Here is a 10,992-nt window from a genome sequence, read left to right on the forward strand (position 1 = left end):
TCGCCGCATCCTTCATCTTCTATCTCAAAGAATGAGTCCTGAGCCTAGCTTCCTCATCCAGCCTCACCCTACCCCAGACTTAACGACATCGCGCACCGCTGATTCGGCGGCAGCCCCCGCTCCGCCTCTTCCGTAAGAAGATTATGCAGACGCGCGGACAGACGGTCCTGCGTCAACGTCAAAAAACCAAAGCGCGCGTAGAATTTCTCGTTAAATGGAAGATCACGAAAAGTCGTCAATGTGATGGACGTTCGCTCCAGCAGGACCGCGACGTCAATCACCTTTTGCAACAGGGCCGCCCCAACGCCCCTTCCCTGCGCGTCGAAACGCACCGACAATTCATCCAGATGAAGGGCTTCCCCGGCGTCGGTCGCGACAGCGAACCCCACCAACTCGCCAGAAATTTCTCCGACCCAACTTACCCCGTCACGGATGGCGGCACGATGCTCGGCCTCCGACATTACGGCATCGGCGGCGATCCACTCTAACCCCGGAACCTGAAGAAACGCCTGTGCGGCTGATCGCTCCACATCGGGAAGCAACGGCGCATCTGCTTCCCGTCCAACCCTCACCAGAAGACCTGAGGCGGCATTCCAGCCTGACAACGAAGAACGCTCCTACCCTGAGGTCGCGCGAGACCTGTTTCCAACGAGTCTGGACGCGCTGAGCAAAGCCGCCAATGCGGCGCAAGCCGCCGCGCCGTCGAGGCATTCGACTCCGCCATTCGGCGCCGCAATCCGCAAAGTCGCCGCAACGGCGATCGCTCCCAACGTCTGTCCGCCCTGCCGCGAAACCTGCACCATACCGCTCGCTCCACCTTCCCGTCCCGCTGGCGCCCCGAGCATCATCGCGCGATTATTCGGGACCTGAAACAGGCCGAACCCGAAAGCCGCGACGAAAATGCGCGACCCGATCGCGAACGCTCCCGGCTGATCCGGCAGCAACCGCAACGCGACGAAACCCACCGCCGTCAACAACAAGCCCGCAGAAGACAGCACGCTTGCAGGAACCTTGTCTGACAGACGTCGCGTCATCGTTGACGACGTTATGAGTCCGAACGCCCACGACGTCATCAAAAGACCTGTGGCCGTAGCACTCCATCCATAATCCTGATGCAATGTAAAAGGCATCGAGATTATGAAGAAATTCGAGGCGACATATCCGATCAGGCCGGTAAGAAATGCGACGCAAAACGCTGGGCCGCGAAGCAGGTCGACCGGCAAGATCGGGTGGACGAGACCAGATTCACGCTGGGTCAGCGCCACTAACGCCGCAGATCCTGCCACCAACAACATCAACTGCACAGACCAACTCGCACCATGAGCGAGGCCGTCAGCGCCCAGACCGAGCGCCGTGAAAGCGATCACGCACAACAACGCCCCCAACGCGTCCGGCATGGAGCCGTGAGCGGCTACGCGCGGCAGCGACGCGTAGCCGAGAAAGAGTGTCAGCGCGCCCAGAGGGATGTTGATCCAAAAGAGCCATGGCCACGTCGCCACCGCGAGCACCAGTCCCGCAACGGTCGGCCCCAGTGCGAGCCCAACGCCGACAATGACAGTGTTGAGCGCGAGGCCACGCCCCAGTTCCGCATGAGGATAAATAAATCGGATCAACGCAGTGTTCACGCTGAGGATACAGGCTCCGGCAAGGCCCTGCGCCGCGCGTGCGATCGACAGGAACAACAGGCTTGTCGACATGGCGCATCCAACCGACGACGCCATGAACAGCACAACTCCGAACAGGCAGAGACGCGCATAACCTACCCGCGCGCCCAAAGCCGCGAGTGGCAAAAGCGAGACGAAGCTTGCCAACTGGTACGCGTTCACTACCCAGATCGACGCCGAGGACGACGCATGCAGATCCTGTGCGATTTCCGGGAGAGCGACGTTGGCGATCGCATAATCGAGGAGAGCCAGCAGCAGGGAAAGCGAAACCGCGATCACGGCCTTTGCTCTTGTGGCGGGGGGCAGTCCGTCTGCGGCGACAGCCTCTGAAACGACGGAGTTGGGCGTCTGGGCGGGCATGGAAGGTCCGTTCGACTACATTTCTTTTTGACAGGGGACGACCCTGCATAATGCGAGACGCCGAACATTCCTCGACGTGAGTCGCCATCCCCGTTATCGGAGCCGCATTCTCTGTGGCACGATACTGCGCAGGATGCATGTCATCAGATGGTGATCCGACGCATGCGCCTGCTCCGCCGACAACGACGACCAATACAAATGACAACCCGGCGCCGCAAAACCTGCGCCGTCAAATAACCTGAATAAAGACAGTGCTGTCAGAAGGCACACGATCGGGAATTTTCGGAACATCGTTCTGGGGTCGGATAAATACGCTTCACCGTTCCGCTGTTACCCCCTCTGCTTCCTGCGCCATTCCTGCAGGTCGGGAGGCGGCGCGTCGGACCGAGCCGTTTGAACAAATATTGAGAAAAAGCACCGGCCTGCGCGTCGATACGGCCGCAACGGCAGGTCCGCTTTTGCGAGAGCTGCACTGCATGTCCTTCCCTTCGTTTTCAAAAACCTTTCATCTTCCCGGATACGAATGTCGCGTGCGGTTTTTCATCATAATCTTGGAAGGACGCTGACCCATGGCGCATAATCTCACCCTCAACAGCGCCGCCACATTCGCGACGAGCTCGATTTCGACCTTCGGACAGGCCCTGCAATCCGGAGGATCCGGAGTCTCCGCCGCCGCCCTGTTCTCGGCTGCCGGCACGTCGCTGGAAATTGAGTGTGTCATTGAATATACGGACGCTCCGTCAACCAATGCGATTATCGCAATGCAGGACTATCTTTTCGCGTTGGCCTTTACGTCGGCCGGAAAAATACAGGCGTGGATCGGCTATGTCGGCGGAACCAACGCGAGCATAACCAGCCCAAACACCTACGCTGACGGCAAGAGCCACCGCGTAGCCCTTATCTACAGCAACGCGACCATGCAGTTACTGGTGGATGGCGCGGCCGTCGCCACCGCCGCCGTCTCATCCACGGTGCAGGCGGCCATGTCGTGGACCAAGCAGGTTTTTGGCGTCGGTTTCTACCCAGGCTCAAGCAAACCATACACAAATGCTGGCGTCATCGATGAAGTGGCGATCTTCTCTCCCGCTCGGGACAGCGGCGCCTATACGCCAACGACCAGCCCTTACACCGGCGCTGAATCTGGGCTCGTCGCGCTGTATCACCTCGATGGAGATGGAACTGATTCCGCCTCCGCCACTGTCACAAGCGCGCTCTCCGGCCCTGCGCGCGCACCGACAGGGAGCGCCAGCACATTCGTTCTGACACTTGGTAGCGCAGCCCTGACCTCTGCGGTCACATTCACGCCTTCCGATGCGGGCGCCGGCGGTGTGTTCTCACCGACCACGATCAGCATCGCCGCCGGCGCCACGACCGGTTCGTTTTCCTATACGCCTGCGGCAGCCGGTATCGTGTCCTTGTCTACGACAAACAGCGGCGGCGTCATCAACACGCCCGCGCTATCCGTCACAGCATACGCACCCCTTTCCCTGAGCGGCGTCGCAGCCACGGCGGGAACTGCGTCAGTCACCATCGCCACTACTGCGGCAATGACGGGCGGCGATGGGATCGCCTCAGGGTACGAATATCGACTGTATCGCGCGACCACGGCGGCGGGATTGCCGCCAGCCAGCACGACAGCGACGCCGCTTTTCGCATGGACCGGGCCGTCCGTCGGCGATCACAGCGCAGGCTGGACGCCTTCGTTCACCGATACGACGGGAGCGACGGGAGCCACGTATTACTACGCCATCGAAGGCTCGGATCAATCGGGCGACGCCGCGTATTTCGCCACATCCTCGGTCGTCTATCCGCAGGGAGCGACGACCAGCACGACCTATTCATTGAGCGGCCCCAGCGCACTCACTGTCGGCAGTTCCTCCACTTACACGCTGACGCCAAACGGCTCTACGGGACCGTCCGCCGATGTCGTCGTAACGCCCTCCTGGCAGCTGAGCGGCGTTTTCTCCCCTCTGACGGTGACGCTGCCCGCAGGTTCGACGGCCGCGCACACGTTCGCATTCACGCCTTCGGTGGCCGGGGCCGGCGCTCTCAGCGTCACAAATAACGGCGGTCTTCTCGATCCTGCGGAGCTTGCTGTAACCGCCGCCGCGCCCAGCACGGAGGTGATCATAACGCCCGACAACACAGCGATCACGTATTCACCCTACAACTGGCAGGTCAGTTCGCAGGTCGCGACCTCAGTCAACCCGGGCGCATATCTGAACTTCTGCTTCACCGGGACCAATTTGCAGATCGCATGCGACGTAACGCAAAATCTTGCGCCGTTCCCGCAGATTTGGGTGACAATCGACGGACAGGCGCCGCAACTGTTCACTGCCGCAGCGACCATCACGCCCATCATCCCCGCCGCGACTGCATCCTGGCCGGTCCACACGATCGAGATTCAATTCAAGTCTGCGACATGCACTCAAAGCCGCTGGTCTCCGCAAAATACCAGCCTGAAAATCACCGGCTTCACGCTCGCCCTCGGTGCGGCCGTCAGCCCGATGACCGCATATACGAAAAACGTCCTGATCTACGGCGACAGCATCAGCGAAGGGTATCTGTCCATCTCGGCCGTTGGCGGTTCGACCGACGCCAGCGTTAGCGATTCCTCGCTCGCCTGGGCTTACAGGCAACGGGCGGCGCTCGGCGCAAATATTGGCGTCGTCGCATTCACCGGCTCCGGTTTGACAGTCACAGGGAACGGAAATGTTCCGCCGCTCACGACGACGTGGAACATGCTCTGGGACGGGCAGCTCAGAAATTTCTCACCGGCTCCTGATCTCATCGTTCTCAACGAGGGGACGAACGATGGCGCAAAAAAAGCCACGGCGGCGGCTGTGCAGGAGGCCATGACGACTGTGCTGCAAAATCTTGTCGCCACGTGTCCTGCGACCCGTATCGTCGTCCTCCAACCATATCAGGGCCGCGCGACCTATATGACCGCCAATGAACTCGCCACCGTGACAACCGGACTGCAGGCCGCCGTTGGTGCAGTCAACAATACGAACGTAACTTTTGCGCCGACGACGGGGTGGTTTACTGCCTCGATGCCATCCGCAGACGGAACCCATCCTCTGGGCATTTCAACCGCCGCGTCAATTGCGCCCCGTGCGGCGGCCGCGCTCGCACCCGTGCTGACGTCTAGCGCTACACGATCGTTTTTTTACTACTGAAGTCGACGCGAAACAGGACGTCGGCAGTCGAGCGTATCAGCTCTCATTTACAGCAGCTTACCGAGCGCGAAACGCGTTCGGTAAGCCACAACGGTCATTCACCGTAATTTTTTGTTCGCGTTGTGCAGTATTTTTTCCTCTTCGAAATAATATCCATCGACGTTACGACATCTCCATACCACAACGGAAACGCAGTGAACTTGTCAGCTTTAGTATGCGTGGCAAACGACGCATGAATCAGTTATTTTATGGATCTTGCGATTAACCCGACACTGCGACGATCCAAAACAGGCACGAAAAATCTACACTAAGCAAGTGATCCATAAAAATATATTATACAAATATTTTTGTAATAATCGGAATTTTTATCAAATATATCCTGAAATATGCTCCCAATTAGCCGATTTTATTATAACCGGGTTGACTTGGGAGCGCTTCATATCCTCCACTTTGTTTCATTGCGGCACACGAGCAGCTTTTCGTTACGAAATGACGCCTGATACCGATGATTTATCAGCAAAGGCAGAACATGACGGGCAACGCACGCTTCAACGGTCTCGACTGGTTACGCGGCGTCGCTGCCATCGCAGTTATGATATTTCACTATCAGATTGCAGACAGTACGCGCTGGGCGCCGCGCGGGTATCTCGCAGTGGACTTTTTCTTCGCCCTTTCCGGTATGGTGATGGGTGCTGCATATGAAAAACGTCTGAGCGCTGGGCTACGCCTGTCCGACTTCATGTTGAAAGTGCGCCTCCCCCGTCTATACCCCCTGCTTCTGCTCTCGACATGTGCCGGTTGCGCCGCAGCATATCTCGCACATCAGCTCCCCGCCTCACCAAATTTATCGTTTCTGTCCCAAATTTTTCTCATCCCGGCCGTGTCCGGGGGGCGCACGTTATACCCCTATGACATCGCAACCTGGTCGATTTTGTTCGAGTTGTTCGCCAATGCGTGCCACGTATTGTTCTTGAGACGCATGGGAACTGCCGGTCTGACAGGCGTCATGGCCGCATCCGCCGTAATGCTGGTCTTATGCGGCCATCATTTCGGAACGCTCGACCTCGGCGCCCGGACAACGACGGCCGTCGGCGCAGTCGCCCGAGTAGGCTATTCCTACACGGCAGGCGTGTTGATATGGCGTTTTCATCAGAAGCATCGCCTTCCTCGTATCCCGGGAGGGCTTGCCGTAGCAACCGCAGGATTGATCGCATGCCTGACATGCCCCCTGACGCACCAAAACGCAATTGACCTGTCCATGGACATGGGGGCGATCATATTTGGCTTTCCAGCACTCATCATTGCGAGCCTGAAATCAGTCGACTCACTCAGAACAAACTCGATTTTTTCCTGGATAGGCGAAATGTCTTATCCGCTTTATCTGCTGCACGATCCGGTTCACGTCTGGCTTTCCAGGCAACTCGGCGCCACGCCTTCTGCCCAAATTGCCTTGGCGAGCGCCATTACCGCTATATGTCTCTCGTGGGTGTCACTCGTATTTTACGACATTCCAATTCGCACTGCTCTTCAGGCGAGCATCCGGAGACGCCAGAATCTGCACAGGGAAAAACCCTCACCAACTACGATAAAGTTTTAAAAAGTGATCCCACTCGCAAAGCAAGGAATGTTTTGTGACTTTCTCATTGTTTTCGAATGCGTCGCCATTGTTCGAAACAAACGCAAGAAATCTGACCAGAGAGTCACATTTTGAGAACTTCCTTATTCAGAAAATAATATTCACATATTAGACACCCAGACATCACCAATTAAACAAACCCAGACTAAGTATATCGCCCGGTTAAACCATGGGGTTTAAATGTCCGCCGAAGAGGACACACTCTCGAATACCAGCATCTCGTGCCCGTCACGATCGAACTGATCGACAACATGCATACCGATGCCACCAAGCACTTTACGCGATGCAATGTTGGTCTCACGCGCAATGGCTATCACACGCCGCAGACCGGAAGCGTGCGCCTGCCGTAGTGCCGCCGCCGCCGCCTCCCGCGCCAGTCCACGTCCGCCGGCCCATGGATAGATCGAAAACCGCAACGCCATGCCCCGGCCATCCGGCCGTTCGTGAACACCAGTGATTCCAACAAGCTTTCCGTTTTCGCGGACTGCGAACATGCCAGCGCCATGCTTGGCCCAACAAGCCACGTCAGAAGCCATTTCGGCTTCCGCCTGCTGTCTGTTGCGCACACCGCCGAGCATCATGGCGAACGCGCCGCCATCCGCCTTCAGACGCGCGATATCATCCATGTCGCGCCACGATACCGGATCAAGCGTCAGCCTCGCCGTCCGTAACGAACGCCCGGTCACGCCCAACCTCCCCGTACGCCGAAAGCGTCCTGCGCCCGCAATAAGCGAAACGCCGGAGAGGCGCAGGGCATGAAGCTGTCCCTCCGCCCCTCAGGCGGCGCGGGTCTCAGCGCGCCAGCGGGCGATATTTGATACGGCTGGGTTCGGTCGCGTCGGCGCCGAGGCGACGGCGCTTGTCCTCTTCGTAGGCCTGAAAATTTCCCTCGAACCATTCGACGTGACTGTCGCCTTCGAAGGCCAGGATATGCGTCGCCAGACGGTCGAGGAACCAGCGATCATGGGTGATGATTACAGCGCAACCGGGGAATTCCGCCAAGGCGTCTTCCAGCGCGCGCAGCGTATCGACGTCAAGATCGTTGGTCGGTTCGTCGAGCAGAATGACGTTACTTTCCTTGCGCAACATCTTCGCCAGATGAACGCGGTTACGCTCACCGCCCGAAAGAACGCCGACCTTCTTCTGCTGATCGGCGCCCTTGAAGTTGAACGCGCCGGCGTAGGCGCGCGACGCCACGGCGCGCTTGCCCAGATAGATCACATCGGTGCCGCCGGAGATTTCCTCCCAGACGGTCTTGTTATCGTCGAGGCTGTCACGCGACTGGTCGACGTAACCAAGCTTCACTGTGTCGCCGACCGTGAGCGAACCGCTATCCGGCTTGTCGTCGCCGGTGATCATCTTGAAGAGCGTGGACTTACCCGCACCGTTCGGGCCGATCACGCCGACGATGCCGCCCGGCGGCAGCTTGAAGCTCAGATCGTCGATCAGCAGACGGTTGCCAAAGCCCTTGCGCAGGTCTTCGGCCTCGATCACCACGCCGCCGAGGCGCGGCCCGGGCGTGATGACGATATCGGCGACGCCGTTGGCCTTCTCGTTGCTCTGCGCCAGCAGCTCTTCATACTTCGTGATACGCGCCTTGCTCTTCGCCTGACGGGCCTTCGGGCTGGAGGAAATCCACTCCTGCTCAGCCGCAAGAGCGCGCTGGCGTGAGCTTTCTTCCTTCTCTTCCTGCGCCAGACGCTTGCGCTTCTGAGTCAACCAGGACGAGTAATTGCCTTCGAACGGGTAGCCGCGACCGCGCTCGATTTCGAGAATCCAGTTGGTCACGTTGTCTAGGAAGTAACGGTCATGGGTGATGACCATGACGGTGCCCGTATACTCGCGCAGTGTCTTTTCCAGCCACGCGACGCTTTCGGCGTCCAGATGGTTGGTCGGTTCGTCGAGCAGCAGGATGTCGGGCTTTTCCAGCAGCAGGCGGCACAGGGCCACACGACGGCGCTCGCCGCCTGAAAGCTTGTCGACCGGGCTGTCGGCTGGCGGACAACGCAGCGCGTCGAGAGCGATGTCGAGCCTGCGGTCCAGTTCCCAACCGTCTTCGGCGTCGATCTTTTCCTGAAGCTCGGCCTGCTCGGCGAGGAGATTGTTCATCTCCTCGTCTTCCATCGGCTCGGCGAACTTCATCGAAATCTCGTTGAAGCGGTCGACGGCCTTCTTCAGATCACCGAAACCCTGCGCCGCATTCTCGCCGACCGTAAGGTTCGGATCGAGCTTCGGCTCCTGCTCCAGATAGCCGACCTTCACGCCCTCCGCCGCCCAGGCCTCGCCGCCATATTCCTTGTCGATGCCCGCCATGATCTTCAGCAGGGTCGACTTACCGGCGCCGTTCACGCCCAGCACGCCGATCTTCACGCCCGGAAGGAACGACAGGGTGATGCCCTTGAAGACCTCGCGCCCGCCCGGATAGGACTTCGTCAGGTCCTTCATCACATAGACATATTGATAAGCCGCCATGGGACGAACTCCTGAGAAGGGGACCAGAGGGACCGCGCCTGAACGTAAAGTATAATACGGCAGGTCGGACATGCGCCTGCGCCCGGCAGGACTTGAACCCGCAACCAAGCCGTTATGAGCGGCCCGCTCTAACCAATTGAGCTACGGGCGCGCAGGCGGCCCCTGATTCGCTCAACCAGAAGCATTTTGCAAGACGCAACCCGCACATGGCGCCCGCTTGGCAACAAGAAACAGCGCGGATAGGGTCTGCGAGCCGATTTTCGGGCCACAAATTCTTCTGACGGAGCGACCCATGGACGTCTCGAAACTCTCCCCCGGCAAGGACGTGCCGAACGACATCAACGTCGTGATCGAGATCCCTCAGGGCTCGTCGGTCAAATACGAGATCGACAAGGAGAGCGGCGCCCTGTTCGTCGACCGCTTCCTGTTCACGCCGATGGCCTACCCTGCAGCCTACGGCTTCATCCCTGGCACGCTGGCCGCCGACGGCGATCCGGCCGACGCGATGGTGCTGACGCCTCAGGCCGTCGTGCCGGGCAGCGTGATCCGTGCGCGTCCCATCGGCGTGCTGCTGATGGAGGACGAGGCCGGACAGGACGAGAAGATCCTGTGCGTGCCGCACGACAAGATCCACCCGCAGTTCTCGAAGGTCGAGAAGATCGAGGACCTGCCCGAAATCACCGTGAAGGCCATCGAGCACTTTTTCACACGCTATAAGGATCTGGAAAAGGGCAAGTGGGTGAAAGTCACCGGCTGGGGCGACAAGGAGCGCGCCGGGGAACTGATCAAGGCGGCGCTCGAAGCCGCAAAAAAATAATTCCCGGAAAACTGATGTTCGGCGCCGACATGGCGCCGACACGCTCTCTTTAGCCGCTGGCGCCCCCGCTTCGTTCGGCCCTATGGTGGATCGCGTTTCCGTTACGGAAGCCTGCCCTGAACCAGCAAGGAGAGCGGCTCCCCATGACTCCGCCGAACATGACGGCTCACGCCGTTGGCACATTCACCGTCGATCTCCGTCCTGAAGCCGAGTTCGACCGGTTGTTCAGCCGCCTATCCTTCACCAAACGCTTTCAAGGCGATCTCGAAGGCGCGTCGTCCGGCGGGATGTTCGGCGCCCGTACGGACACGCCGGGTTCCGCCGGCTACGTCGCGATGGAGCGAATCTCGGGGCGCCTGAATGGACGGGATGGCACGTTCGCGCTGCAGCATTCTGGAACGCTGACCCGCGGACGAGCCGAGAGCAGCGTCACCGTCGTGCCCGACTCCGGGACCGGTGATCTGACAGGCCTCTACGGTTCGATGACGATCGACCAGTCCGATGGCTCGCATCGCTACAGCTTCGACTACGGCTTCAAGCCCGAGACGGAGTGACGTGGCGACGCCCGTCTCCGACGCCGCCACAGAGACCCAGCCCGTCTCCGCCAATAACGGTGGCCTGCGCGCCTTCATTGACAATCACCAGCGAATCTTCGTGCTGACCGGCGCCGGGTGCAGCACCGAATCGGGCATCGCCGATTACCGTGACGAGAGCGGCGAATGGAAACGCCCCCAACCGGTCACCTTTCAAGCGTTCATGAAGGACGAGGCCGTGCGCCGCCGATACTGGGCGCGTAGCCTGATCGGCTGGCGACAGCTGGAGTGTTCGAAAAACCCCCTGGTTTTGAAACCGGCTCTGTGATTC

General features: G+C 59.4%; 9 protein-coding genes and 1 tRNA gene. 5 read left to right on the forward strand and 5 right to left on the reverse strand.

The annotated features are described in order from the left end of the window. Nucleotides 1-68 precede the first annotated feature (68 nt). Both HK28_RS08230 and HK28_RS08235 read right to left on the reverse strand, forming a co-directional pair. On the reverse strand, nt 69-605 hold the full coding sequence (locus HK28_RS08230) for a GNAT family N-acetyltransferase (RefSeq protein WP_198945841.1): 537 nt from the start codon (nt 603-605) through the stop codon (nt 69-71). A gap of 12 nt (nt 606-617) precedes the next feature. Continuing rightward, nucleotides 618-2,024: an MFS transporter gene (locus tag HK28_RS08235; RefSeq protein WP_086644117.1), complete on the reverse strand. Its 1,407-nt coding sequence runs from the start codon at nt 2,022-2,024 to the stop codon at nt 618-620. 569 nt (nt 2,025-2,593) lie between these two features. Here HK28_RS08235 and HK28_RS08240 point away from each other — a divergent pair. Both HK28_RS08240 and HK28_RS08245 read left to right on the forward strand, forming a co-directional pair. Further along, complete coding sequence (locus HK28_RS08240; protein ID WP_086644118.1) at nt 2,594-5,203, forward strand: GDSL-type esterase/lipase family protein; 2,610 nt, start codon at nt 2,594-2,596, stop codon at nt 5,201-5,203. Nucleotides 5,204-5,732: 529 nt separating this feature from the next. Next, nucleotides 5,733-6,800 (forward strand): acyltransferase, encoded by a 1,068-nt coding sequence (locus HK28_RS08245; protein WP_158093424.1) that lies wholly within the window; start codon nt 5,733-5,735, stop codon nt 6,798-6,800. 215 nt (nt 6,801-7,015) lie between these two features. Here HK28_RS08245 and HK28_RS08250 read toward each other — a convergent pair whose 3' ends face one another. The 3 genes from HK28_RS08250 to HK28_RS08260 all read right to left on the reverse strand — a co-directional run bounded on the left by HK28_RS08250 (nt 7,016) and on the right by HK28_RS08260 (nt 9,462). After that, a complete protein-coding gene (locus HK28_RS08250; protein WP_086644122.1) occupies nt 7,016-7,525 on the reverse strand; it encodes a GNAT family N-acetyltransferase in 510 nt (169 codons plus the stop codon). Between the two features lie 106 nt (nt 7,526-7,631). Beyond that, a complete protein-coding gene (gene ettA, locus HK28_RS08255; RefSeq protein WP_086644120.1) occupies nt 7,632-9,311 on the reverse strand; it encodes an energy-dependent translational throttle protein EttA in 1,680 nt (559 codons plus the stop codon). A gap of 77 nt (nt 9,312-9,388) precedes the next feature. Further along, nucleotides 9,389-9,462: transfer RNA gene (locus tag HK28_RS08260), tRNA-Ile, on the reverse strand. A 141-nt stretch (nt 9,463-9,603) separates the two neighbouring features. On the opposite strand from HK28_RS08260, the gene ppa reads away from it, so the two are divergent. The 3 genes from ppa (at nt 9,604) to HK28_RS08275 (ending at nt 10,989) form a co-directional block, all read left to right on the forward strand. Next, the gene (ppa, locus tag HK28_RS08265) at nt 9,604-10,128 is read left to right on the forward strand and encodes an inorganic diphosphatase (RefSeq protein ID WP_026397110.1); all 525 of its coding nucleotides are present in this window, start codon (nt 9,604-9,606) and stop codon (nt 10,126-10,128) included. A 143-nt stretch (nt 10,129-10,271) separates the two neighbouring features. Then, on the forward strand, nt 10,272-10,682 hold the full coding sequence (locus tag HK28_RS08270) for a DUF3224 domain-containing protein (RefSeq protein WP_198945842.1): 411 nt from the start codon (nt 10,272-10,274) through the stop codon (nt 10,680-10,682). A gap of 1 nt (nt 10,683) precedes the next feature. Continuing rightward, nucleotides 10,684-10,989 (forward strand): Sir2 family NAD-dependent protein deacetylase, encoded by a 306-nt coding sequence (locus HK28_RS08275; RefSeq protein WP_233140431.1) that lies wholly within the window; start codon nt 10,684-10,686, stop codon nt 10,987-10,989. Nucleotides 10,990-10,992 lie beyond the last annotated feature (3 nt).

The organism is Acetobacter sp. DsW_063, assembly GCF_002153745.1.
Lineage (GTDB): Bacteria > Pseudomonadota > Alphaproteobacteria > Acetobacterales > Acetobacteraceae > Acetobacter.

Excerpts from the sequence above, each read along its gene's own strand:
- HK28_RS08240 (WP_086644118.1), top strand. The coding sequence starts at position 2,594 with ATGGCGCATAATCTCACCCTCAACAGCGCCGCCACATTCGCGACGAGC.
- ettA (WP_086644120.1), bottom strand. The coding sequence starts at position 9,311 with ATGGCGGCTTATCAATATGTCTATGTGATGAAGGACCTGACGAAGTCC.
- ppa (WP_026397110.1), top strand. The coding sequence starts at position 9,604 with ATGGACGTCTCGAAACTCTCCCCCGGCAAGGACGTGCCGAACGACATC.
- HK28_RS08270 (WP_198945842.1), top strand. The coding sequence starts at position 10,272 with ATGACTCCGCCGAACATGACGGCTCACGCCGTTGGCACATTCACCGTC.
- HK28_RS08245 (WP_158093424.1), top strand. The coding sequence starts at position 5,733 with ATGACGGGCAACGCACGCTTCAACGGTCTCGACTGGTTACGCGGCGTC.
- HK28_RS08235 (WP_086644117.1), bottom strand. The coding sequence starts at position 2,024 with ATGCCCGCCCAGACGCCCAACTCCGTCGTTTCAGAGGCTGTCGCCGCA.